Below are 22266 nucleotides of genomic sequence, written 5' to 3'. Positions count from 1 at the left end.
TGGTCCTTATCGCTGTGTCGTGACCAGAGAACGTCTGGCGTTTCACGGCGGTTGCGTTACCTATTAGGTTATGAAAGCGCGGGCCACATTCCACAACCATATCGTTGCGGCACTTGTCGCGGTTTTCGCTTGGGCCGCGCCGGCATTTGCGGACGGTGCGGCACTGGACAAGCTGTTTGACGAGTTGAAATCATCGGACGTGCAGGCATCCGAGCGGATCGAGCAGGAAATCTGGAACGAATGGTCCAAATCGGGGTCGCCCGCGATGGATCTGCTGCTGGAGCGCGGGCGCGAGGCGATGGCGGCGGGTGATCTGCCGGCTGCGGTCGAGCATCTGACGGCGCTTACCGACCATGCGCCGGATTTCGCCGAGGGCTGGAACGCGCGGGCCACGTGCTATTACCAGATGGGAGAGCTTGGGCCTGCAGTGCAGGACATTGCCCGTGTGCTGACGTTGAACCCGAGACATTTCGGGGCCTTGGCAGGTCTGGGCATGATCTTCGAGGAGTTGGACCAACCGGAAAAGGCGCTCGAGGTCTACAAGGCGGCCTTGGCTATACATCCCCATCTGAGCGGGGTATTGGACTCCGTCCAGCGGCTCGAGGCCGAGGCGGCGGGGCAGGACCTCTGACAGAGAGTTGATATGGCAACGACCGCGAGGGTCACGGCGGTCCTCGGGCCGACGAATACCGGCAAGACACATTATGCGATCGAGCGGATGCTGGCGCATCGGACGGGGGTGATCGGCCTGCCGCTCCGGCTGCTGGCGCGCGAGGTTTACGACCGTTGCGTGGCGCAGCGCGGGCCTTCGGTGGTGGCACTGGTGACGGGCGAAGAGCGGATCGTGCCCGAGCGGACGCAGTATTGGGTCTGCACGGTCGAGGCGATGCCGCTGGAGATCGGCGCCGATTTCGTGGCGGTGGACGAGATCCAGCTTTGCGCCGACCCCGAGCGCGGGCATGTGTTCACCGACCGCCTGCTGCGGGCGAGGGGGTTGCACGAGACGCTGTTCCTCGGGTCCGACACGATGCGGTCTGCGATTGCGGCGCTGGTGCCGGGGGCGCAGTTCATGAAGCGCGACCGCTTTTCGACGCTGACCTTTACAGGTTCGAAAAAGATAAGCCGGATGCCGCCGAGAAGCGCAATTGTCGGGTTCAGTGTCGAAAATGTCTATGCGATTGCCGAGCTGATCCGGCGGCAAAAGGGCGGTTGTGCGGTGGTGATGGGGGCGCTTAGCCCGCGCACGCGCAACGCGCAGGTGGAATTATACCAGAACGGCGATGTGGATTATCTGGTGGCGACCGATGCCATCGGGATGGGGCTGAACCTCGATATCCACCATGTCGCCTTTTCCAGCACTGCCAAGTTCGACGGGCGGCGGATGCGGGCGCTGTTTCCGTGGGAGCTGGCGCAGATCGCAGGCCGCGCAGGGCGGCATACGGATAACGGCACCTTCGGGGTGACGGGCGAGGCGCGGCCGTTGGATGAAGATGTGGTCGAGGCCATCGAAAACCACCGATTCCAGCCGGTCAAGAAACTGCATTGGCGCAACGAACGGCTAGAGTTCGGGACGGTCGAGCGGTTGATCCGGGCGCTTGAGGAGCCGACGAGCAACGAATGGCTGACGCGGGCGCGGGATTCGGATGATCTGACCACGCTGAAAATCTTGGGAGAGATGCCCGAAGTGTGCGACCGTGTGCGGTCGCCCGCCGATGTGCGGCTGCTTTGGGATGTGTGCCGCGTGCCTGATTTCCGTTCATCTTCGGGGATGGAACATGCAACGCTTTTGCAGCGATTGTTCGAGTTCCTGAAGGCCGGAAAGGTGCCGACAGACTGGCTTGCCAAAGCGGTCGAGCGCATCGACAAGACCGAGGGCGATATCGACGCGATCTCGAAACGGCTGGCCTATATCCGGACCTGGACCTATGTGGCGCAACGCAAAGGCTGGGTGGATGACGAAATACATTGGCGCGAGGAAACTCGCGCTGTAGAAGACCGCCTGTCGGATGCGCTCCATGCGCGGCTGACGCAAAGATTTGTTGACCGGCGCACGTCTGTGCTGATGCGGCGGTTGAAGCAGAAGGAGACCCTCGTGGCCGAGGTGAATGACAAGGGTGAAGTGACGGTCGAAGGCGAGTTCGTCGGCCGTCTGGACGGGTTCCGCTTCCATCAGGACGCGTCCTCGTCCCCCGATGAAGCCCGTACGCTGCGTCAGGCAGCGGTGCAGGCGCTGAAGCCAGAGTTCCATCTGCGGGCGGACCGTTTTTACAACGCGCCCGACACGGAAATGGATTTCACCGAGCAGGGCGGGCTGATGTGGGGAACCACGGCGGTCGGCAAGCTGGTGAAGGGGCCGGAAACGCTGCGGGCGTCGGTCGAGCCTTTCGTGGACGACGAAGCGGGGCCGGATGTCGCCGAAAAGGTGAAGCGCCGGTTGCAGCATTTCATCGACCGCAAGACGGCGGCGCTGTTCGAGCCTTTGGCCGCGATGAGCCGCGACGAGGCGTTGACGGGGTTGGCGCGGGGCTTTGCCTTCCGGCTGGTCGAGGCTTTGGGTGTTTTGCCGCGCGATGCGGTGAACGAAGAGGTCAAGCAACTTGATCAGGAATCGCGTGGCGCGCTGCGAAAGCATGGCGTGCGCTTCGGGCAGTTTACGGTATTTTTGCCTGCGCTGCTCAAGCCCGCGCCGACTCGGTTGCGTCTGGTGCTGTGGTCGCTGGCGAACGGGTTGGATGAATTCCCCGAAAGTCCGCCGCCGGGTTTGGTGACGATTCCCAATATCACCGAGGTGCCAAAGCAGCATTACACGCTGTCGGGGTATCATCCGGCGGGGACGCGGGCGATTCGCATCGACATGCTGGAACGTCTGGCCGACCTTTTGCGCGCCAAGGACAGCCGCGCGGGCTTTGAGGCCGCGCCCGAGATGCTGTCGATAACCGGCATGACCTTGGACCAGTTCGCCGACCTTATGGCGGGGCTGGGCTACAAGGGCGAAAAGGCCGAGCGGCCAAAGGCAAAGGCCGAAGTGGTGTTGCCTGTGCAAAGCACGTCGACAGCACCCATCCCCGAGGGGGAATCGGTGCTTGCCCCGCCGCCCGCGCCGGAACCCGAGGTGGTAGAGGGCGAAGAGGCGGCTCCGGTCGAGATGGAGAGCTATTATACGTTCACATGGGCGCCCAAGCCGCGTTTCGTGCGGCCCGAGCGTGGAGCGCGCCCCGAACGCGGTGCGCCGCGTGGCGACCGTGCGCCGAAGGTCGAAGGTGATAAGCCTGCCGAGGGGGCGGCGCCTGCGGGCGATCGTCCGCAAGGCGAGCGTCGGGACCGTGGGGGCGAGGGCAAGGGTGGCGGTGGCTACAAGGGTAATCGTGACGGTGGCAACCGCGATGGCAACAAGGGCGGCAACCGTGACGGAAACCGCGATGGCAACAAAGGCGGCGGCGGCAAGCCTGACCGGCGCGAGGATCGCGGCGATCGGGGCGGCAAGCCGCAGGGCGCGCAGAAATACGAGGCCCGTCCGCCGCGTGTGGAAAAGCCCATCGATCCGGATAACCCCTTTGCCGTGCTGGCGGCGTTGAAGAACCGGAGCTGATTTGGCCGGCCCTTCTGCAAGGCCGAGTGCTGTGCAGCGCCCGACGCTGCGGATCGACAAGTGGCTGTGGCAGGCGCGGTTCTTCAAGAGCCGCGCCCTTGCCGCCGAACTGGCCGAGGACGGACATCTGCGGATCAACGGCCAGCCGACGCGCAAGGCGGGGCATGGCGTGGGGATCGGCGATGTTCTGACCTTTCCGCTGGGTTCGCGTATCCGCGTGATCAGGGTGACTGCGCTGGGCTACCGGCGCGGGCCTGCGACCGAGGCGGGGACGCTCTATCTCGATCTTGACGCGCCCGGGGGCGAAGATGCGGCAACTGCCCCGCTTGAATGATCCGCAAAAGCGGCTTAGTCAGGCCAGCGATATTCGAGGAGTTCGTCCATGACCTATGTGGTGATCGATAATTGCATCGCCTGCAAATACACGGATTGCGTGGAAGTGTGTCCGGTGGACTGCTTTTACGAAGGCGAGAACATGTTGGTCATCCATCCGGACGAGTGCATCGATTGCGGTGTGTGCGAACCGGAATGTCCTGCCGACGCGATCCGCCCCGATACCGAGCCGGATATGGACCAATGGGTGGCCTTTAACCGCAAATATTCCGAGATGTGGCCGGTGATCACCGTCAAGAAAGACCCGCTGCTGGAAGCGACCGAGCGGGATGGCGAGACGGGCAAACTGGCCAAGTATTTCTCGGAAACCGCGGGCGAAGGGAACTGATCGCCCGCTTTCCGGTTTCAGGCAGAGCGAATCGCGATGCCTGATTCGGCATTTGTGCCATGCAATTGATGCATAGCTGTGGATTATTGCTATAAATCAAGGCATCCGACGGGGCGCGGCCCGTTCGGCGCAGTTGGAATCACGGCATTTTTGTGATACAAGGCTGATAGATACAAGCACGGAAGCCTGTCCCCGGCTCAGCGCTGCTCGCCTGAGTGGGGTCTTCTTGTGACAATCTGACCGCTTTGCCGGACCTGAAAGGGTGCGATCGGTTTTTTTTGTCGCCTGAGGCGGGCGTCCCTTCGAGGAACGTTGAATGACCAAGACCAAGAAGCCTGATTTTCGTCCCAACGAATTCGTGGTGTATCCGGCGCATGGCGTCGGCCGGATCATCTCGATCGAGGAGCAGGAGATCGCGGGGCTGCATCTCGAACTGTTCGTGATCTCGTTCGAAAAGGACAAGATGACGCTGCGCGTGCCGACGCATAAGGCGACCGAAATCGGGATGCGGCAATTGTCGTCGCCCGATATCGTGACCAAGGCCTTGGACACGCTGAAGGGCAAGGCACGGGTCAAGCGGGCGATGTGGTCGCGCCGCGCGCAGGAATACGAGCAGAAGATCAACTCGGGTGATCTGCTGTCGATTGCCGAAGTGGTGCGCGACCTGCACCGCACCGACGACCAGCGCGAACAGAGCTATTCCGAGCGGCAGCTTTACGAAGCGGCGCTGGAGCGTCTAACGCGCGAAGTGGCGGCGGTTTCGGGTGTGGACGAGGCCGGCGCGCAAAAGACCGTGGGTTCGGTGCTGACGGGCCGCGCTGCCTGAGTTTCGCTTGATGGACTGGGGAAGGCCGTGGGAGCGATCCTGCGGCCTTTTTCTTTTGTTCGCTGTCGCAAGGGGACATTCTGTCCCCTCGGGGCTGCCGCCCCTCACCCCTTGAGGATATTTGGGCCGAGAAGAAGGGTCAGGGCAGCAGGGCGGCGGCGGTGACGAGGGCGGCGGTTTCGGTGAGCTGTTGTGTCGCGCCGAGGATGTCGCCGGTCTGGCCGCCGATGCGGGATTTGGCGATCAGCGCCACGGCCAGGGCGGTGAGGGCTGCGACCGGCAGCAGGGCGAGGGTGGCTGCGCCCGTCGTGATCAGGGCGATGAAGGACGCGACGCCGATGGCGGCGAGGGCGACGCTGGCCGAGGGAACGCCGGTGCTGGCCGAAAGGCCCGAGCCGCGGGCATTGGGCAGGGTGGCCATCAGCACCGCCATGGGGGCACGGGAAAGGGCGGCGCAGGCGGCGAGCGCCTGCCAGTGGTGGCCGGTTGCCATGAGAGCGGTGAGGGCGGACCAGCGGGCCAGCGCGGTGAAGACGAGGGCAAGCGTGCCGTAGCTGCCGATGGAGCTGTCTTTCATGATCTCGAGCCGGCGCTCGCGGGTCCAGCCGCCGAAAAGGCCGTCTGTGGTGTCGGCGAGGCCATCTTCGTGCAGGCCGCCGGTGACGATGGCGGCGGTGGCGAGGGCGATGGCGGCGGCGACCCCTGCGGGCATGCCGGAAGCAAGGGCGACGGAGCCTGTGGTGGCCGAGATCAGGCCAACGACAAGGCCGACGATGGGCCAGGCCCAGGCCGAGGCGGCGCCGCGCATTGGCCAGCCTTGGGGAACCGGCAGGCGGGTAAGGAGGCCGAAGGCGGATACGAGGTCTTGGGTGGCGAGGCGGGCGGGGTCTGTGTCGCGGGGTCGCATGGAAGTGTCCTTTCCCGACTGGCCTTTGGCTATGGTTCTAGGTAGCCCATGGGGAGAGTTGGGTTCAATGAAAGAGAACATGCCATGACCGCGCCTTTTGCCTCGCTTGCCGAGTTTTCTGCTGTTCTGAAGGCGATGCCCGCTGCGGATGCCGAGGCGGTTCAGGCAGCGGTGGCGCGAAACGGGCAGTTGACGAAACCTCCGGGGGCGTTGGGGCGGCTGGAGGATGTGGCGATCTGGGTGGCGGGTTGGCAGGGCACGGACCGGCCGCACTGCGAACGGCCGCAGGTGATTGTCTTTGCGGGCAATCACGGGGTGGTGGCACAGGGGGTTTCGGCCTTTCCGGCGGAAGTGACCGTGCAGATGGTGGGCAATTTCAGTGCGGGCGGGGCGGCGATCAACCAGTTGTCCAAGGCTTTCGGCGCGGCGATGTCGGTGCATGCGCTTGATCTGGACCGACCCACGGCGGATTTCACCGTAGCGCCTGCGATGACCGAGGCCGAGGTGGTGGCGGCGTTGGCCACGGGTTGGGCAGCGGTCGATCCCGAGGCAGATATGCTGGTGGTGGGCGAGATGGGGATCGGCAACACCACGCCTGCGGCGGCGCTGGCTGCGGCGCTGTTCGGGGGGGCGGGGGCCGATTGGGTGGGCCGTGGCACGGGTGTCGACGATGCGGGGCTGGCGCGCAAGGCGGGGGCGGTCGATGCGGGGCTGGCGCTGCATGGGCCACTATTGGGCGATGCGCTTCAGGTGATGCGCTGCCTTGGCGGGCGCGAACTGGCTGCCATGGCGGGGGCGATTGCGCGGGCGCGGAGTTTGCGGATTGCGGTCATTCTGGACGGGTTCATCTGCACCGCTTCGGCAGCCGTGTTGGAAAAGGCCGTGGCGGGGTCGCTTGACCATTGCATCGCGGGCCATGTGAGTGCCGAGGGCGCGCATGGCAAGCTGCTGGCGGCGCTTGGCAAGGAGCCGCTGTTGTCGCTGGGCCTGCGGCTGGGCGAAGGGTCCGGCGCGGCGCTGGCGATCGGCGTGGTCAAGGGCGCCCTCGCCTGCCATTCCGGCATGATGACCTTTGCCGAGGCGGGCGTTTCAGGCGCTTGAGGCTTTGGGCGGGTCTTCGTCGCTGGCCATCGGCTTGACCTCGTACAACTCTTCGATCAGGGCGGTTTCGAGGTCGCGGTCGAGTTGCTTGGCGCGTTCGACATAGGCGTCGTTCAAGTGGACGGGCTGGCCGGGGACCCAGACCTCGGCCAGATCGCGCATCGCGGCGCGGTCGACCTTGAAATAGGTTTGCGACAGTTTGGCGGCTTCGTATTCGGTGAAACCCATGTTTTCGAGGACGTAGCGGCCTGCGCGGACGGAGCTGTCGAAGGTTTCGCGCACGATGTCGGAAGCACCAGCCTGATAGAGTTCGTAGACATGGACGCGGTCGCGGGCGCGGGCCACGATATGCAGGTCGGGACGCTGGCTGCGGGCGAAGCGGACGATCTTGGTGGCGTTTTCCTTGTCATCGACCGCGACCACCAGAACCGATGCGGTGGCAAGGCCTGCCGCATCGAGCAGTTCGGGGCGGGTCGGGTCGCCGAAGAAGCCTTTGACGCCGAAGCGGCGCATGGTTTCGATGGTGCCTGCGTCTGAGTCGAGCACCACCGTGGTCAGGCCCGACATGCGGACGAGGCGGTTCACCACCTGACCGAAGCGGCCGATGCCTGCGATGATGACGCGGCCCTTTTCATCGATCTCGTCGGGTGCCTGTTCTGGGGTGCGGGCGCGCAGGCGGGTGGAGAGGTGTTCGTAGCCGAAGAACAAGAGCGGGGTCAGCAGCATCGACAGGCTGATGACGAGAAGGGCGAGTTCGCCGTTGCTGGCCGTCAGGATGCTTTGCTGGCGGGCAAAGGAGACGAGGACGAAGCCGAATTCGCCTGCCTGTGCGAGGCCGAGAGTGAAGAGGATGCGATCTTGGCCGCGCATGCGGAAGACGAGGCCCAGACCAAACAGGATGGCGGCCTTGACCGCGATCAGACCCAGTGTGAGGCCGAGGACGGTGACGGGTTCGCTGAATAGCGTATGGGTGTCGATGCCGATGCCCACGGTCATGAAGAAGAGGCCGAGGAGGAGGCCCTTGAAGGGTTTTATGTCGGCCTCGATCTGGTGGCGGAATTCCGAGTTGGCCAGAACTACCCCGGCGACGAAGGTGCCCAAGGCGGGGGAGAGGCCGACGAGCATCATGGAAAAGGCGATGCCGAAGACGATGAGCAGCGAGATGAAGGTCGACATTTCGGGCAGGCGCGAGGCGTGGACGAAGCGGAACACGGGGCGGGTCAGGAAGTGGCCTGCGAGCACGATGCCTGCGACGATGGCGAGGGTCAGGGCGGTGACGGCCGCGTTTGGCAGTTTGTCGACGAGGCTCAGGAGGGGGGCAGCGGCATTGGTGGCGGCTGTGACGGTGGTTTCGGCATTGGTCACGCCGAATTGCTGGGCGGTGGGGCCGGTGATCGCCGCAGCCGGAAGTGCGAGAAGCGGCAGGAAAGCGAGCATCGGGACGACCGCGATGTCTTGGGTGAGGAGGACCGAAAAGGACGAGCGCCCGCCCGCGGTTCGCATCAGGTTCTTTTCGGTCAGGGTTTGCAGCACGATGGCGGTCGACGAGAGCGACATGACAAGGCCGAGGGTGAGCGCCACCTGCCAGACGAGGCCCATGAGCATCAGCACTGCGGCGATGGCAAGGGTGGTCAGCCCTACCTGTGCGCCGCCGAGGCCGATCAGGCGGTGGCGCATGTCCCAGAGGGTTTTCGGTTCAAGTTCGAGACCGATAAGGAACAGCATCAGCACGACGCCGAATTCTGCGAAATGCTGGAGGTCTTTGGTTTCGGTTCCTGCGAGCCCCAGCACCGGACCGACAAGGATGCCTGCCGCAAGGTAGCCGAGTACCGAGCCGAGACCGAAGCGCACGGCCAAGGGCACGATCAGCACCGCAGCCCCGAGATACATGCTGGCCTGAAGAAGAAGACCTTCCATTCGATAATCCACTACTGCGTTCTTACGACTGGCCGGTTCGGCCTTTATCGTTTTTGCGGTTTGACGGGCGCAGTCTGCGGGGTTTCTGGCCCGAGGTCACGCGCAAAGGTTGCGGCCGTTGCCTGCGTTCAGCCGCGCGGCATGGCGAGGACGACCATCTTGCCGCGCTTCTCGTAGCGGATCTCGCCGTCGGTGACGGCCGCGACACGTCCCCCGTCGATACGGTCGCCGACGCCGACCTTGACGATGCGGCCATTGGGCTGGCGCACGAGGGCGTAGCGGTTGGATTGGCTGCCGTAAACGCCGATCAGGTTGATCTTCGACAGGTTGAGCGCGTTCTTGTCGGTGGCTTCCTTGGCCACATTCGCCGTGGTCGGGATCGACGGGGCGGCGCTGGCGAGTTGCGGTTCCTGTTCGGTTTCGGGCGTTACGTTGCCATCGTCGACGAGTGCAGGTTCGGCGGTTGCCGGGATGGCTTCGGGGACTGGATCGGGCTGCTCGGCTGCTGCGGCGACGGCGGCTTCGACGGCGCTTGCGATGGCCGAGGGGCGGGCAACCGGGCGCGGCGACAGGGCAAGACCGCCGAGCGGCGACACTGCGCCATCGGGTGTGACGAGCGCAAAGGTCGACGGGCCTTGGGCGGGGGCGGCGGCGATGGACGCGGGGCGGGGCTGCGGGCGGATGCCGGACAGGCGGCTGTCGGCCTGCGGGGCGAGAGAGGCCCCGTCTGTCGCTGCGGCGTCTGTGGCTTCGCCGTCTGTGGCTGCGGATTCGGCTTCGGGCGCTGCGGCGAGTTCGGTGGGGCGCGGAGCGGGGCGCTTGCCGCGCAGGGCAGGATCGGCGGGAAAGACCTGCGTCTGGTCAGCCGCGGGCGCAGGGTCGGTCGGTACGGGGGCGGGGCAAGATCGGCTGGGCGCGTCGGGGGGACGACCGGCGGTTTGCCTGCGGTCAGCTTCACGCCTTCGGGGGTGATGATGCCTTCGGGCGTGGGGACGATCAGGCCATCGGCATCGAATTTGTAGACGGTGCCAAAGGCGGGCGGGGGAAGCGGCGCGTTCGGTGGCGGATCGCCGCGCGTCTGGGGAGGGGGAAGGGCTGCGGCGTCGATGGCGGAGGGGGCGATATCGGCGGATGAAAGGTAGATTTCGTCGTTGCCGGTGATGGCGGCTTGCATCGCGGGGGCCGTGGCGGAAGCGGCAGTCCGGGGCGGGGCGGCGGCTGTGACCACCGCGACGGCATCAGCACCGCCGGGAGTTGTGATGTCGGCGCCAGCGTCGATGTCTTGGCCGTCGGCGAGCATTTCGTCATCGACGCTGGGAAGGGGCTGGCTTTCCGCGTTCGTGCCGTCGGGAACCGCAGCGGGGGCATCGGTGTTCGAGGTCAAGGCAATGGCATCGGCTGCGGGTTCCGCCGTGTCGGAACTGGCGGAATAGTAACTGGAGACGGCGGCTGCGAGCGCGAGCGCAACCAGCAAAAGCCCGGTGAGGACAAGGCCGAGGTAGCGCGGCTTGCCCCTGACCGGAGCGGTGAGGCTGCGCGGGCCATTGCGCGGTGCAGCGGCGGTGGCCGGACGCGTGACGCGGGCGGCAGGTGAGGCTGGCAGCGGCGTGCCGATTGGCTGCGCTGTGATCTTGGCGGCAATCTTGTCGGCGACCGGCGGGGCGACTGGCGGGGCGACTGGCGGGGCGGCCGCCGGTGTAATCGGCTGCTGGCCGATTGGCTGGACCGCCGGGCGGGGCGCCGTAGCTCGGGGCGTTGGAGGTCGGGGCGCCGGAGGTCGGGGCGGTGCCGGTTCGGCATGTTCCGGAAAGCCGAACTTGGGACTTCGCGGTGCTGCCGGCGGGGCCGGGGCTGCATTGCGCGAAGCCGCGCCAAGGCGGCGTGCCATGTTCTGCGCGGCGGCGGCGGTCGCACCGGCCAGTGCAGGAACACGGCGGCTGCTGAATGCGCCTGCGAGGGCCGCCGACCCGTCATCTGGCGGCAGGGAATTTTCGGTAACGTTGGTCGGCATCGCGCGCGGTTTGGGCGCGGGAGGGGGCGCGGGCGGATCCTCTTCTTCGACATCGAGCGCGATCGGCGCTTCGTCTGGGTCTGCTGCGGGGGGTCTGCTGCAGGGGGGTCTGCTGCGGGGGCAGGCGCGGCCGACATGGTCACCGGTTCGGAGACCGGATCGAAACCGGGCATTTCGGCGGGCGGCGGCAAGTCCGGGCCCGGATCGGGTGTGACATCGGGTTGGGGAATTTGCAGCGGCTCGGGGTCGGGCAGTTCGGGCGCGGGTTCTGGGACCGTGGCGGGAACCGGTTCGGGCACTGGCTCCGGTTCTGGCTCCGGCGCAGGTTCGGTGACCGGATCGGGCATCGGGCGCGGGGCGGGGCCGGGGATCGGGTCGGGTTCCACGACAGGTTCGGGTTCGGGTTCCGGCCGCGGTGCCGGTTCGGGTGCCGGTTCGGGTGCCGGATCATTCACCGGCAAGGTGGGAGTGGGCGGGTCGATTGCGGACAGCGCAACCGCTTCGACTGTGGCGGGGCGGCGCGGCAGGGCGCGGGACAGGATGGTGATCGCTTCGGCATCTCGTTCCACGGTCTCGCCCCTTGCGAGCGCGCCGGATGCGTGCTCGGTCAGGCCGAACCAAGGCTCGCCTGCAAAGGTTCCGTCTTCTTGCAAGGCGACGAAGGACAAGGGGGTGAAGCGGTGCGCCGATGCAAAGGCCTCGGCCTCGGCCAAGGTTTCGCGGGCGACGACGGCGACGCGGAAGGTCGGGCCGGTGCCCGACCAGTCGAAGACGAGGTCGTCCACGGCGTAAGCGGTGCGTCCGTCGAGGGCGGCTGCGATCTGGGCACGACGGTCGCTATCGGACGGGCCGGGAGCCTCGATATCGAAATAGCGCACCTGCGAGGCGGGAATGACGAGTTTGGTCGTGACCCCTTGCGGAGCGAGGCCGAGGGCTGTCGATCGCATATAGGCCATGGCGTCGGGCAGGTCGGGCGTGTCGTAAGCGCTGCGCCCGATTTCCAGCCAGCCGCGCTTTGTGCGGTGCAGGAGCGCCACGCTGTCGTCAGTGAAGTTCAGGGCAAAACTTGGTTTCATTTCGCGGGTCTAGCACGGATTGCGGCTTTGCGGAAATGCACCGCTGCCAGTTGATTTCCTGTTATAGCAGCTTTTCGCCGAAGGGAAGGAAAACACGGGCAAATGGCTTGTCGCTGCGCCGTTCGTCGCGCCAGAGTGGCGTGCATCAAGGAGTTGATCAAATGCGCGTTCTTGCAACTATTTGTCTTGCCGTTTTCCTGCCGATTGCCAGCCCATTGCTGGCAGAGGAGCGTTTGCCCGCCACCATCACCGTGACGGGCGAGGGCCGTGCCGAGGCGGCGCCCGATCTGGCCACGATCTCGCTTGGCGTAACCACGCAAGGCGAGACGGCAGGGGCGGCGATGGATGCCAATTCGGCCGCGCTGGCAGCGGTGGTGACGCGGCTGAAGGCGGCGGGGATTGCGGACCGCGACGTGCAGACGTCGAACCTGTCGCTGAACCCGAACTGGCAGCAGAATGACGGGACGCAGCCCCCGAAGATCGCGGGTTATGTGGCGATGAACGTGCTGACGGTGCGGGTGCGCGCGCTGGACACGCTGGGCGAGGTGCTGGATTCGGCGATCACCGACGGGGCAAATACGCTGAACGGGATCAGCTTCGGGCTGGACGATCCGGAACCTGCGATGGACAAGGCGCGCATCGAGGCGGTGCAGGCCGCAAAGGCGAGGGCCGAGTTGATGGTGGGCGCTGCGGGGCTGAAGCTGGGGCGCGTGGTGTCGATCACCGAGGCGGGGGGATACATGCCGCCGATGCCGATGCCGATGTACCGGATGGAGGCCGATATGGCCAAGGCGGTCCCGGTCGAGGGGGGCGAGGTCGGGCTGACGGCCTCGGTCACGATGGTCTTTGAGATCAAGCAGTGATTTGCAGATCTTGCCGTTCCGTCGGTGATCCGGCGGAGCGGCGTTCCGCCGCGCTGACCTGAGCTTTCGTCCCTGCGGGGCAGGGCCGAAAGCAGATAGGGGGGCCGTGTGGCCCCCCTTTGCCGGTCTGTTCGGTGGCGTGCCCCTTGGGCGCGTTGCGTGACCGGCACCCCCCCACAGGGTTTTCGGCACCCCCCACAGGGTTTTGAAATTATCGGAGGGGGGGCCGGTTTTTCGCGTCAGACCTTGGCGAGGGCCTGTTCGAGGTCTGCGATGATGTCGGAGACGTCTTCGATGCCGATGGAGACGCGGACGACATCGGGAGCTGCTCCGGCCTTGACCTGCTGTTCGGGGGTCAGTTGGCGGTGGGTGGTCGAGGCCGAGTGGATCACGAGGCTGCGGGTGTCGCCGAGGTTGGCCACATGGGAGAAGAGTTCGAGGCTGTCGATCAGCTTGACGCAGGCGTCATAGCCGCCCTTGAGCGCGAAGGTGAAAAGCGCGCCGGCGCCTTTGGGGGTGATCTTGGGCACGCGGTGCGCGTAGGGCGAAGAGGGCAGGCCGGCATAGGTGACGGCCGAGACCTTGGGGTGTTTTTCCAGCCATTCGGCGACCTTGGCGGCGTTTTCGACATGGCGCTGCATGCGGAGCGATAAGGTCTCGATCCCCATCAGGGTGTAGTGGGCACCCTGCGGGTTCATCGTCATGCCGAGGTCGCGCAACCCGATGGCGATGGAGTGGAAGGTGAAGGCCATCCCGCCGAGCGTGGGGTGGAAGACGAGGCCGTGGTAGGCGGGTTCGGGTTGCGACAGCGAGGGGAATTTGTCGGAGGCCGACCAGTCGAATGTGCCGCTGTCGACCACCACGCCGCCTGTCACGGTGCCGTTGCCGGTGAGGTATTTCGTGGCGGAATGGACGACGAGGGTCGCGCCATGCTCGATCGGGCGGCAGAGGTAGGGGTGGCGGTGGTGTTGTCGACGATCAGCGGGATGCCTGCGCCGTTCGCGATGGCGGCGAGTGCGTCGAGGTCGGTGATGTAACCGCCCGGATTCGCTATGGTTTCGCAAAAGATCGCGCGGGTGTCATCGTCGATGGCGGCTTTCACGGCGTCGAGGTCGTCGGTGTCGACAAATTTCGCGCTCCACCCGAAGCGTTTGATGGTCTGGCTGAACTGGGTGATGGTGCCGCCGTAGAGACGGGTCGAGGCGATGATGTTGCGGCCCGGGGCCATGAGCGGGAAGAGCGCCATGATCTGGGCGGCATGGCCCGAGGAGCAGCAGATCGCGCCCGCGCCGCCTTCGAGCGCGCAGACACGGTTTGCGAGGGCCGAGACCGTGGGGTTGGTGAGGCGCGAGTAGATGTAGCCGATTTCCTGCAAATTGAACAGCTTGGCCGCGTGGTCGGCATCGCGGAACACGTAAGCCGTGGTCTGGTAGATCGGCACTTGCCGCGCGCCTGTGGCGGGGTCGGGGGCTGTGCCGGCGTGGATGGCGAGGGTGTCGAAGGCGAGCTGGCGGTCGGTGGTCATGGGGGGACTCCCTGTGGATTTGGCTTGGAATTGGGGCGGAGTCTAGGCCAGCGATACCCTTGTGGGAAGGGGGATGTGCCTGAAAAGACGGGCGCATTCGTGGCGAGGCGGGGCGGGAGTACGGGTTACTCTTGTCGGCGTCTCTGGCAGGTGTAGCTTGGCTGAAACCATGGGAGAGAGACGATGCTGACGCCGTTCCACCTTGCGCTGCATGTGCGCGACCTTGACGAGGCGCGGAGATTTTATGGTGCGATTCTGGGGTGTTCCGAGGGGCGATCGGCGGCGACATGGGTGGATTTCGACTTTTTCGGGCATCAGTTGAGCCTGCATCTGGGCCTGCCCTTTGCCAACGAGCGTACCGGAAAGGTGGGCGACCATCTGGTGCCGATGCCGCATTTCGGGGTGGTTTTGCTGTTGCCGGACTGGGAGGCTTTGGCGGATCGGGTGCGGAAATCGGGGGTGGTTTTCGAGCTGGAACCTTCGGTCAGGTTCAAGGGCGAGGCGGGGGAGCAGTGGACCATGTTTTTCCGCGATCCATCGGGTAACCCTTTGGAGTTCAAGGGGTTTCCGACGATGGAGGGGGTGTTTGCACAGTGAGTGGTTGATGGGGAGTTAAATGCACAACCGATGCACGCTTTTTGCGCGGCCAGTTAGGGGTTTGTTGGGGATTTCTTCCTGCCGGCTGCGGAAACGGGGGGCCGTCTGCCCCCCGCGCCCCCCCCCCTCCCCCGAGGATATACGGGCAAGCGTGAAATCGGGGCGCGGGGCGTGCTGGTTTTCTGACGGGTCGGCACGCAGGCTCATGCCGTCCTTCAGGGCGGCATGAGCCTGATCGGGGGGCGGCCCCGTGTCAGGCGCGGTCGTCTTTCGGGCTGCCCATCACGACATAGGTGGTGATGGACTGGACCTGCGGCAGAACACCCAGAACCTCGGTGTGCCAATGCTTGTAGGCGGCGAGGTCGGCACATTCGACGCGGAGCAGGTATTCGACCGTTCCGGTGATGTTGTGGCATTCGCGCACTTCGGCGGCGCGGGAGGCGGAGCGTTCGAAGGCCTCTTGCGCGGCTTTGGTGTGGGTGTTGAGGCCGACCGTGACATAGGCCACGAACCCGGTGCCGGTCTTGGCCGGATCGAGCACGGCGCGGTAGCCCCTGATCACGCCGCGGCGTTCGAGGTCTTGCACGCGGCGCAGGCAGGCCGAGGGCGACAGGCCGATGCGGTCGGCCAGATCGAGGTTGCTGATGCGGCCATCGCGCTGGAGTTCGCGCAATATGCGGGCGTTTGTAGCGTCTATTTGTGTCATTTGTTGTGAATGATGCGCCAAAATCGGCAGGTTTGCAATTTCATTGGGCGGTTTCTAGGCCAGTTATTGTGCAGGCCTGCGGCGCGCGGCGGGGCGGATGCAAGATGAGTATTTGGGCAAGGGTGAAGGGGCAGGGGATGCAGGAGACGCTGGTGGCGCTGGTGGGGTTTGCCTTTGTGACCTCGGTCACGCCGGGGCCGAACAACATGATGCTGATGGCATCGGGGGCGAATTTCGGCTTTCGGCGGACGGTGCCGCATATGCTGGGGATCAGCCTTGGCCATGCGCTGATGGTGTTTCTGGTGGGGATGGGGGTTGGCGAGGTGTTCGTGGCGGTGCCCGTTTTGGCGCGGGTGCTCGAGGCGGCGGCGGTGGTCTATATGCTGTGGCTGGCGGGACGGATCGCGCGGTCGGCGGCGCCGGAGGAGGGCAAGGCGGGGGGCGTGCCGTTTTCGTTCCTTCAGGCGGCGGGGTTTCAATGGGTGAACCCCAAGGCTTGGGCGATGGCGCTGACGGCGACATCGGTCTATGCGCCCGAAGTGGACGGGGGACAAAGGGTTTGGGCCATGGCGCTGGTGGCGGTGGTGTTTGCGGCGGTGAACCTGCCTTCGGTTTCGGTCTGGACGGTGCTGGGGCGCGAGGTGGCGCGGTTTTTGACCGATGCGCGGCGGCTTCGGGCGTTCAACTGGACGATGGCGGGGCTGCTGGTGCTGTCGCTTTGGCCCGTGGTTTGGCCGGTGTTGCGGGGGTAGGGCTGAGGGAACGATGCGGATTGCCCCGATGCCCCGAGCATCGGGACGCGCCCGACCTGCCCCGCCGAGTCTGATTGGGGGGCGGGCGCATGCAGACGTGCCCCCGCCCCGCGGTTCGGGCGCGTCCCTTGGCACATGCTTTTGGTTTTGTCTGCGTCTGGTGGCCTAGCGCACCCACAACCCTGAGCGTTTGATGGTGTTGCGGATCGCCTGTTCGCGGCGGGGCAGGTCGTTGCGGTCGAAGAGGGCGCGGACTTCGTGGCCCTTGCCTTGGTAGATCATGCGTTTGAAGGGGGGTAGGCTTGCAGCACCGCCTTGATCGGCGGGGCGTTTGCAATGGTTTCGACATGGCGGATCACCGCGTCGGATTCGCGGGCGTAGAGCAGCGGCAAAAGGCGCCAGTGGCAGGTGGCCGTGCTGTCGAGCGGCGCGAGTTCGGGGCCGGGGCGTCCGCCGCCGTGGGCGTGGATCGCCAAGGGCAGGGCGATCTGGTCGAGCCACGGATCGAGGCTTTGACAGGCGAGGGCGGGGCCGGGTTTGGCTGCGATCTCGGTGGCGTATTTCAGGAAGGTTGCCCCGAAGGCGCGGGGGCTGGCGGCGAAGAACCAGCCTGCGTTGAAATAGAGGTAGCGCTGCCAGTAGTCGTCGGGTTGGCTTTGGTCGAGGCTGGAGGCGAAGTCGAGGCCGAAGCGGTCATAGAGGGATTTCCAGATTTCGGTTCGGTCGGGGCCGTAGAGTTCAGGCGTGGGCCAGGTGCCTGTGCGGTTCATCGAGGCGGAGGGGCGGGTGAAGTCGAAAGGCAGGGTGGAAAGCGGGGCCGTGACCAGCGTGTCGGTGTCAAGGAACAGGAAGGGTTCGTCGGGGAGGAGGGCGAGGGCCTCGATCTTGTTGCCATAGGGGTAGAGGCTGCCGAAGTGGCGGCTGGTGAAGGGCAGGATTTCCGCGCCGAGGGCTGCGAGGAGGGACAGGGTGGCGGGGTCGGTGACGCTTGGGTCGTGATCCCAGAGCGGGCCTGCCATGGGGGTTGCGAAGATCAGGCGGCCCTTGAAGGCGGGGTCGCTGGCGCGGAGCGAGGCGGCGAGCAGGATGGCTTCGTATTGCAGGCGGCCCGATTGGGCGATGGCTATGATGTTGAACATGGACACTCAGGACGGGGTGAAGCGCAGCGAGAGGCAGGACATGCCGCCGTCGAGTTTGGCGCATTCGGTGTTGGGGATTTCGGTGACCTGGTAGCCTGCGGCGGTCAGCCGGTCTTTGGTGGCGGGAAAGCCTGCGGGCATCAGGACGGTGTCGTTGAAGCGGATGACGTTGGCGGCGGCTTCTTCGCCCGGGGCGGTGTGGATGAGGTCGTAGCCCGCAAAGCAGCCCGAGGCGGCGAGGCGTTCGGTGGACAGGATCGTGGTGGCGTCGAGCAGGGCGCAGTCGGTCTTGAAATGCAGCACGCCGGGCGGGGTTTGCACGCGGCGCAGGCTGTAGCCCCAGCGCGCGGTGATGGCGTTCAGGGCTGCGATGCCTGCGTCATTGGTGCGGGCCGAGGTGCCCACGAGGATTTCGCGGCCCGTGACGAGGATGTCGCCGCCCTCGATGGTGGCGGGGGCTTCGATGACGTGCACCGTGGAGTAGATCGCGCGGAGGTGGGGTTCCATCGCGGCGGCTTCGCCGAGGCGGGTGGGGGCGCCGGGGCGCATGAGGATGGCGCCCTGCGGCAGGCAGAGGGCGGTGTCTTCGACGAAGAGTGAATCGGGGTAGGGGTCAAGGGGGGCAAGTTCGATGACAGTGGCGCCGGTGGCGCGCAGTGCGGCGGTGTAGGCGGCGTGGTGGGCCTGCATCGTGGCAAGGTCGGGGGTGCCGGTGTCGATGGCGCGCAGACCATGCGTGATGCTGGCCGCGGGGCGGCGGGTGATGGCGTGGGTGAAGCGGAAGGATGCGTCGGTTGTCATGCCACCATCCCTAGCAGAGGAAGGGATGGTGGGCGACCCTGGAATCGAACCAGGCGTGGGTCTCCCCGGCGGAGTTACAGTCCGCTGCCGCACCTTGCAGCTCGTCGCCCGACGCGAGGCGGGGGATAGCCGAGGGGGAAAGGGGCGTCAAGGCGGAAAGCGGGGAAATCGGGCGGGTTTCGGGGCGGGGTGGCGGGGCGGGATGATGGCGCGTTTCGGTCTGCGGTCGGGCTTTCGGGTCGCGGCTGCGCGACGGGTGCCGAGGGCGGGACGGGCGGCGCTTTGGCAGGCTTGCGAGGGGGCGGGGTGGCCGGTGGGGTCGGCTTTCCGCGACGGGGTGCGAGGCGGTGGGCGGGGGTGGGGGCGGGGGCTTTCGGGAGGGGCGTGTGGTTTTGGCAATGCCTTTGCGCGAGGAGCTGCCTGATCGGCTGTGCGAGGTGGGGTTGGGCAGGGATGCGCTTTGCGTTGGGCTTTGGGCAATCGGCCCGCAACCAGGGCGGCTTGGCGGGGCGCGCTGCGTTTGGGTGGGGTGTCTGGCTTTGGGGGTATGATTCGTAAATCGGGTGCCTTTGCGAGGCGCGGATGGCGCTGGGCGCGCGCATCGCTTCTTTGATCGGGGCTTTGGGAGATTGGCCTGCGTAAATGGCGCGGGCGAGAGGGTGGGGCGCGCTTGGGTGTGGTGTCAGGCCTAGCGCGAGGGCGGGCGCGGGCGGTGGGGTTGGGCAGGGATGCCGAGGCGGGGTGGATTTTCGGGACGGTCATCCGGTTCTGGAGACGGGTTTGCGAGTGGGGCTGCCTGGTGGGGTACGGGCCGGACCGGCGGCGCGGGCTTTCGGGGCGCGCGCGGGCGGTGGGGTTGGGCAGGGATGCCGAGGCGGGGTGGATTTTCGAGACGGTCATCCGGTTCTGGAGACGGGTTTGCGAGTGGGGCTGCCTGGTGGGGTACGGGCCGGACCGGCGGCGCGCGTTTGGCTTTCTGGTCGGGCGATGGGGTCGGATTTTCGCGACGGGGCGGCGGCGCGGGCTTTCGCAGCGGGCGCGGGCGGTGGGGTTGGGCAGGGATGCGCTTTGCGTTTGGGCCTTGGGGTCGGGGTTGCGCGCAGGATGCCGAGGCGGCTTGCGCTGCGCTTGGGCGGAGCTTGGGGTCCGGGTTTGCGAGAGGGGCGGCCTGCGCGGGATGCGGGCGGCAGGGGCGTTGCGCGGGAAAAGCGGCTTGCATCGGAGAGGCGGGTGCGGGCATGGAAGGGGGGATGATTATGCCGGAGGCCGTGTGATGAAGAAACCGACATGGGTGGTGGACAAGGAACGCGGACGGCGGGCCGAGGCGCGGGAAACCGTCTGGCTGTTCGGCATTCACGCGGTGCGCGATGCGCTGGTGAACCCCGCGCGGGAAAAGCTGCGGCTGGTCGTCACGCGCAACGCGGCGGACCGGCTGGCCGAGGCGATTGCCGAAAGTGGCATGGAGCCGGAGATTGCCGATCCGCGCCGCTTCGACGTGCCGATCGACGAGGGGTCGGTGCATCAGGGTGCCGCACTCGAGGCGCGGCCGTTGAACTGGGGCAAGCTGGCCGATGTGGCGATTTCGGGGGCGGGCAAGCCTTTGGTCGTCTGTCTGGACCGTGTGACCGATCCGCATAACGTGGGGGCCGTGCTGCGGTCGGCCGAGGTGTTCGGGGCGCGGGCGGTGATTGCCCCGCGCCACCATTCGGCACCGGAAACCGGGGCGCTTGCCAAGACGGCGAGCGGGGCGCTGGAGCGGCAGCCCTATCTTCGGGTCACGAACCTTGCCGATGCGATGGGCGAGTTGCGCGAGATGGGCTATGTGCTGATCGGGCTGGACGGCGACGGGACGGTCGAGCTGGCGGATGCCTTGGCGGGCGCGGGCAGCCGTGCGGTGGCGCTGGTTCTGGGGGCCGAGGGGCCGGGCCTGCGCGACCGCACGCGCGAGACCTGTGATGTGGTGGCGCGGATACCGTTCGCGGGCGAGTTCGGGTCGCTGAACGTGTCGAACGCGGCGGCGGTGGGGCTTTACGCCGCTTCGGTGCGCTAGGGGCTTTTGCCGCCTGCGCCTTGCCATGCGAGGCGGAGCAGAAGGGCGGCCTCGGCTGCGTCGAGTGTGGTGAGGTCGAGCGTTGTCCAGCCGCGCGCGCCCCAGTTGTTCGGGACGGGTCGGAGGGCGTGCGGCAAGAGGCTGCACCAGTGCGCTTGCTGGTCTGGCGCGAGGCGCAGGTTGGCCGAGGCGCCATCCGGTGCCAATGTGGCGAAGATGACCCGCCGGCGAAAGGCGCGCCTGTCGAAATGCAGGGCTTCGGTCGTGCCCTCGCAAGAGAGGGCGAGGGTGCGGAAGGTGGCGGGGTCTGGCATGGCGTGCTGTTGGCCGGGATGTGATGGCTTTGCGGTTCGCGGGCAGTCTAGCGCAGGCGGGCGGATCTGGTCGCGCGAAATGCGCGGGGCCCGGGCGGGCCGGGCGTTTTGGGGAATGGTGGCGCGGTTCGGGCCTGATCCGATCCCCGCAAACCGGACCGTTCGAGGCAGGGGTTTCCGGCCTCATTCGATGGCCGAAGGATCGGAAGTATCGATTGGTGATGCGAAAAATGCGCGGAACATGCTTTGGAGCATAGAGCGGCATCCATTCCTCGGTAGGGGGCCGCAAAGTTTGACATAGACCGTGACAGGGCGCATCGTCTGACGCTCGCATCGATTTCTTTGCGATACCGCGAGGGCAGCCCGCCCTTGGCACAGAAAGTACCGACATGTCTGTCCGATTGCGCTTCCCCTTGGGGATATTTGTGGCTTTTGCTTTCGTCTCGCCCAGTTTCGCCGACACGGCCACCAACACCTTGGCTGTCAATCTGAATGTTGTTCAGACCTGCACGGTTGCTTCGGGGACACTCAGTTTTCCGACCGATACCTTCGGGACGCCCATTCAAAGCGATCCGGCGACGATCACGGTCACCTGTAATGCGGGGTCGACCGCTCCGACGATCACCATCGGGGTGGGGAGCAATGCCTTGGCGGGTGTCGTGCCGCGGCGGATGAAGCTGTCGACGGGTGCCGAGTTCCTTGCCTATACCCTGACCTCGGGGGCCACGGCGATTGTCACCGACACGGGCATGCCGTTGACCGACAATGCCGACTCGACGTATTCGGCCGCGCTTTTTGCAACCACGACGGTTCCGGAAAGCGCGACAATCGGCAGCTATTCGGATTCGGTGGTCATGACGGTGACTTATACCAATTGAGACACCTCATCGCCCGCATGGTACTGGTCCTGACGCTGGCAGCGGCCACAGTCGCGGCAGCAGACGAATTCAGCGTCAGTCCGACACGATTGCGCGTTCCGGCAACAGAGCGCGTCGCGACTTTGACGGTGATGTCGTCCGGGTCCGGGGTTTCGGATGGTCAGGTTCGAGTGATGCGATGGCATAACGAGAACGGCCGCAACGAGCTTGAGCCGACGCGGGATGTCACGGCAAGCCCGCCATCCATGCGGATGAAGGGCAATCAGGAAATCACGATCCGGCTGGTGCGAAAGTCGAAGAAGCCGGTGCGTGGCGAGGAGTGTTACCGCGTGCTGATCGACAAGCTGCCAAAGCCGGCAGGCAGTGAACCGCAAGTGGCTTTCACGGTGCGCCAATCTGTCCCGCTTTGTTTTGGTGGAGCGCCCTGAACTTTGAAACAAAGGGCCGCTGCAGGCTTTGCGGCGGCCTCTTTTGGAGAAAGATCAAGTGATCG

General features: G+C 65.9%; 20 protein-coding genes, 1 tRNA gene and 2 pseudogenes. 13 read left to right on the top strand and 10 right to left on the bottom strand.

Annotation, left to right across the window (positions count from 1 at the left end; all coding sequences use genetic code 11):
• Nucleotides 1–70: 70 nt before the first annotated feature.
• The 5 genes from HYN69_RS12475 to HYN69_RS12455 all read left to right on the top strand — a co-directional run bounded on the left by HYN69_RS12475 (nucleotide 71) and on the right by HYN69_RS12455 (nucleotide 5136).
• Nucleotides 71–631 (top strand): tetratricopeptide repeat protein, encoded by a 561-nt coding sequence (locus HYN69_RS12475; RefSeq protein ID WP_108436026.1) that lies wholly within the window; start codon nucleotides 71–73, stop codon nucleotides 629–631.
• Nucleotides 632–643: 12 nt separating this feature from the next.
• A complete protein-coding gene (locus HYN69_RS12470; RefSeq protein ID WP_108436025.1) occupies nucleotides 644–3589 on the top strand; it encodes a helicase-related protein in 2946 nt (981 codons plus the stop codon).
• Between the two features lie 31 nt (nucleotides 3590–3620).
• The gene (locus tag HYN69_RS12465) at nucleotides 3621–3923 is read left to right on the top strand and encodes an RNA-binding S4 domain-containing protein (RefSeq protein WP_230426398.1); all 303 of its coding nucleotides are present in this window, start codon (nucleotides 3621–3623) and stop codon (nucleotides 3921–3923) included.
• Between the two features lie 48 nt (nucleotides 3924–3971).
• On the top strand, nucleotides 3972–4310 hold the full coding sequence (gene fdxA / locus HYN69_RS12460) for a ferredoxin FdxA (RefSeq protein ID WP_108436024.1): 339 nt from the start codon (nucleotides 3972–3974) through the stop codon (nucleotides 4308–4310).
• Nucleotides 4311–4626: 316 nt separating this feature from the next.
• Nucleotides 4627–5136: a CarD family transcriptional regulator gene (locus HYN69_RS12455; protein WP_108436023.1), complete on the top strand. Its 510-nt coding sequence runs from the start codon at nucleotides 4627–4629 to the stop codon at nucleotides 5134–5136.
• Between the two features lie 139 nt (nucleotides 5137–5275).
• Here the strand turns inward: HYN69_RS12455 and cobS are convergent, their stop codons facing one another.
• Entirely contained in the window at nucleotides 5276–6043 is a 768-nt protein-coding gene (gene cobS, locus HYN69_RS12450; RefSeq protein WP_108436022.1) for an adenosylcobinamide-GDP ribazoletransferase, read from the bottom strand.
• Nucleotides 6044–6127: 84 nt separating this feature from the next.
• Between cobS and cobT the strand changes: the two genes are divergently transcribed.
• Nucleotides 6128–7144, top strand: a complete 1017-nt coding sequence (gene cobT, locus HYN69_RS12445) for a nicotinate-nucleotide--dimethylbenzimidazole phosphoribosyltransferase (protein ID WP_108436021.1) — start codon at nucleotides 6128–6130, stop codon at nucleotides 7142–7144.
• Here cobT and HYN69_RS12440 read toward each other — a convergent pair.
• Nucleotides 7133–9061 (bottom strand): cation:proton antiporter domain-containing protein, encoded by a 1929-nt coding sequence (locus tag HYN69_RS12440; RefSeq protein WP_108436020.1) that lies wholly within the window; start codon nucleotides 9059–9061, stop codon nucleotides 7133–7135. The two genes, cobT and HYN69_RS12440, sit on opposite strands and share 12 nt — an antisense overlap.
• Before the next feature lie 128 nt (nucleotides 9062–9189).
• Nucleotides 9190–9657 carry a pilus assembly protein PilP gene (locus tag HYN69_RS12435; RefSeq protein ID WP_108436019.1) on the bottom strand — a complete coding sequence of 156 codons (468 nt, stop codon included), beginning with the start codon at nucleotides 9655–9657 and terminating at the stop codon, nucleotides 9190–9192.
• Between the two features lie 39 nt (nucleotides 9658–9696).
• Here HYN69_RS12435 and HYN69_RS12430 point away from each other — a divergent pair, with 39 nt between their 5' ends.
• Nucleotides 9697–10083, top strand: a complete 387-nt coding sequence (locus tag HYN69_RS12430; protein WP_108436018.1) for a hypothetical protein — start codon at nucleotides 9697–9699, stop codon at nucleotides 10081–10083.
• Nucleotides 10084–10441: 358 nt separating this feature from the next.
• Here HYN69_RS12430 and HYN69_RS20610 read toward each other — a convergent pair whose 3' ends face one another.
• Nucleotides 10442–12148 (bottom strand): hypothetical protein, encoded by a 1707-nt coding sequence (locus HYN69_RS20610; RefSeq protein WP_159082457.1) that lies wholly within the window; start codon nucleotides 12146–12148, stop codon nucleotides 10442–10444.
• A 161-nt stretch (nucleotides 12149–12309) separates the two neighbouring features.
• On the opposite strand from HYN69_RS20610, the gene HYN69_RS12415 reads away from it, so the two are divergent.
• The gene (locus tag HYN69_RS12415; RefSeq protein WP_108436016.1) at nucleotides 12310–13011 is read left to right on the top strand and encodes an SIMPL domain-containing protein; all 702 of its coding nucleotides are present in this window, start codon (nucleotides 12310–12312) and stop codon (nucleotides 13009–13011) included.
• 239 nt (nucleotides 13012–13250) lie between these two features.
• Here HYN69_RS12415 and HYN69_RS12410 read toward each other — a convergent pair.
• A pseudogene (locus tag HYN69_RS12410) lies at nucleotides 13251–14536 on the bottom strand (O-acetylhomoserine aminocarboxypropyltransferase/cysteine synthase family protein).
• 183 nt (nucleotides 14537–14719) lie between these two features.
• Here HYN69_RS12410 and HYN69_RS12405 point away from each other — a divergent pair.
• The gene (locus tag HYN69_RS12405) at nucleotides 14720–15133 is read left to right on the top strand and encodes a VOC family protein (RefSeq protein WP_108436015.1); all 414 of its coding nucleotides are present in this window, start codon (nucleotides 14720–14722) and stop codon (nucleotides 15131–15133) included.
• 253 nt (nucleotides 15134–15386) lie between these two features.
• Here HYN69_RS12405 and HYN69_RS12400 read toward each other — a convergent pair whose 3' ends face one another.
• Nucleotides 15387–15839, bottom strand: a complete 453-nt coding sequence (locus HYN69_RS12400; RefSeq protein WP_108436014.1) for an Lrp/AsnC family transcriptional regulator — start codon at nucleotides 15837–15839, stop codon at nucleotides 15387–15389.
• 137 nt (nucleotides 15840–15976) lie between these two features.
• Here HYN69_RS12400 and HYN69_RS12395 point away from each other — a divergent pair, with 137 nt between their 5' ends.
• Nucleotides 15977–16591, top strand: a complete 615-nt coding sequence (locus tag HYN69_RS12395) for a LysE family translocator (RefSeq protein WP_108436013.1) — start codon at nucleotides 15977–15979, stop codon at nucleotides 16589–16591.
• A gap of 165 nt (nucleotides 16592–16756) precedes the next feature.
• On the opposite strand, the pseudogene HYN69_RS12390 reads toward HYN69_RS12395, so the two are convergent.
• The 3 genes and pseudogenes from HYN69_RS12390 to HYN69_RS20605 form a co-directional block, all read right to left on the bottom strand.
• Nucleotides 16757–17730, bottom strand: a pseudogene (locus HYN69_RS12390) (hypothetical protein).
• A 6-nt stretch (nucleotides 17731–17736) separates the two neighbouring features.
• Nucleotides 17737–18531, bottom strand: a complete 795-nt coding sequence (locus HYN69_RS12385; RefSeq protein WP_108436012.1) for a dimethylarginine dimethylaminohydrolase family protein — start codon at nucleotides 18529–18531, stop codon at nucleotides 17737–17739.
• Between the two features lie 26 nt (nucleotides 18532–18557).
• Nucleotides 18558–18641: transfer RNA gene (locus tag HYN69_RS20605), tRNA-Tyr, on the bottom strand.
• Nucleotides 18642–19804: 1163 nt separating this feature from the next.
• Here HYN69_RS20605 and rlmB point away from each other — a divergent pair.
• Entirely contained in the window at nucleotides 19805–20581 is a 777-nt protein-coding gene (gene rlmB / locus HYN69_RS12380) for a 23S rRNA (guanosine(2251)-2'-O)-methyltransferase RlmB (protein ID WP_108436011.1), read from the top strand.
• Here rlmB and HYN69_RS12375 read toward each other — a convergent pair.
• Entirely contained in the window at nucleotides 20578–20895 is a 318-nt protein-coding gene (locus HYN69_RS12375) for an MmcQ/YjbR family DNA-binding protein (RefSeq protein WP_108436010.1), read from the bottom strand. The genes rlmB and HYN69_RS12375 overlap by 4 nt on opposite strands.
• A gap of 389 nt (nucleotides 20896–21284) precedes the next feature.
• Between HYN69_RS12375 and HYN69_RS12370 the strand changes: the two genes are divergently transcribed.
• A complete protein-coding gene (locus HYN69_RS12370) occupies nucleotides 21285–21773 on the top strand; it encodes a spore coat protein U domain-containing protein (RefSeq protein ID WP_108436009.1) in 489 nt (162 codons plus the stop codon).
• Complete coding sequence (locus HYN69_RS12365; protein WP_159082456.1) at nucleotides 21770–22201, top strand: fimbrial biogenesis chaperone; 432 nt, start codon at nucleotides 21770–21772, stop codon at nucleotides 22199–22201. Before HYN69_RS12370 ends, HYN69_RS12365 begins: the two co-directional genes overlap by 4 nt.
• Nucleotides 22202–22266: the final 65 nt, after the last annotated feature.

The organism is Gemmobacter aquarius, assembly GCF_003060865.1.
Lineage (GTDB): Bacteria > Pseudomonadota > Alphaproteobacteria > Rhodobacterales > Rhodobacteraceae > Paragemmobacter > Paragemmobacter aquarius.
The sequence above is the reverse complement of the archived record's forward strand: the minus strand, read 5'-3'. Positions and strand labels throughout refer to the sequence as shown.

Excerpts from the sequence above, each read along its gene's own strand:
- HYN69_RS12375 (WP_108436010.1), bottom strand. The coding sequence starts at position 20,895 with ATGCCAGACCCCGCCACCTTCCGCACCCTCGCCCTCTCTTGCGAGGGC.
- HYN69_RS12470 (WP_108436025.1), top strand. The coding sequence starts at position 644 with ATGGCAACGACCGCGAGGGTCACGGCGGTCCTCGGGCCGACGAATACC.
- HYN69_RS12440 (WP_108436020.1), bottom strand. The coding sequence starts at position 9,061 with ATGGAAGGTCTTCTTCTTCAGGCCAGCATGTATCTCGGGGCTGCGGTG.
- HYN69_RS12415 (WP_108436016.1), top strand. The coding sequence starts at position 12,310 with ATGCGCGTTCTTGCAACTATTTGTCTTGCCGTTTTCCTGCCGATTGCC.
- cobT (WP_108436021.1), top strand. The coding sequence starts at position 6,128 with ATGACCGCGCCTTTTGCCTCGCTTGCCGAGTTTTCTGCTGTTCTGAAG.
- HYN69_RS20610 (WP_159082457.1), bottom strand. The coding sequence starts at position 12,148 with ATGAAACCAAGTTTTGCCCTGAACTTCACTGACGACAGCGTGGCGCTC.
- HYN69_RS12385 (WP_108436012.1), bottom strand. The coding sequence starts at position 18,531 with ATGACAACCGACGCATCCTTCCGCTTCACCCACGCCATCACCCGCCGC.
- fdxA (WP_108436024.1), top strand. The coding sequence starts at position 3,972 with ATGACCTATGTGGTGATCGATAATTGCATCGCCTGCAAATACACGGAT.
- HYN69_RS12455 (WP_108436023.1), top strand. The coding sequence starts at position 4,627 with ATGACCAAGACCAAGAAGCCTGATTTTCGTCCCAACGAATTCGTGGTG.
- HYN69_RS12400 (WP_108436014.1), bottom strand. The coding sequence starts at position 15,839 with ATGACACAAATAGACGCTACAAACGCCCGCATATTGCGCGAACTCCAG.
- HYN69_RS12405 (WP_108436015.1), top strand. The coding sequence starts at position 14,720 with ATGCTGACGCCGTTCCACCTTGCGCTGCATGTGCGCGACCTTGACGAG.
- rlmB (WP_108436011.1), top strand. The coding sequence starts at position 19,805 with ATGAAGAAACCGACATGGGTGGTGGACAAGGAACGCGGACGGCGGGCC.
- HYN69_RS12395 (WP_108436013.1), top strand. The coding sequence starts at position 15,977 with ATGCAGGAGACGCTGGTGGCGCTGGTGGGGTTTGCCTTTGTGACCTCG.
- HYN69_RS12370 (WP_108436009.1), top strand. The coding sequence starts at position 21,285 with ATGTCTGTCCGATTGCGCTTCCCCTTGGGGATATTTGTGGCTTTTGCT.
- cobS (WP_108436022.1), bottom strand. The coding sequence starts at position 6,043 with ATGCGACCCCGCGACACAGACCCCGCCCGCCTCGCCACCCAAGACCTC.
- HYN69_RS12475 (WP_108436026.1), top strand. The coding sequence starts at position 71 with ATGAAAGCGCGGGCCACATTCCACAACCATATCGTTGCGGCACTTGTC.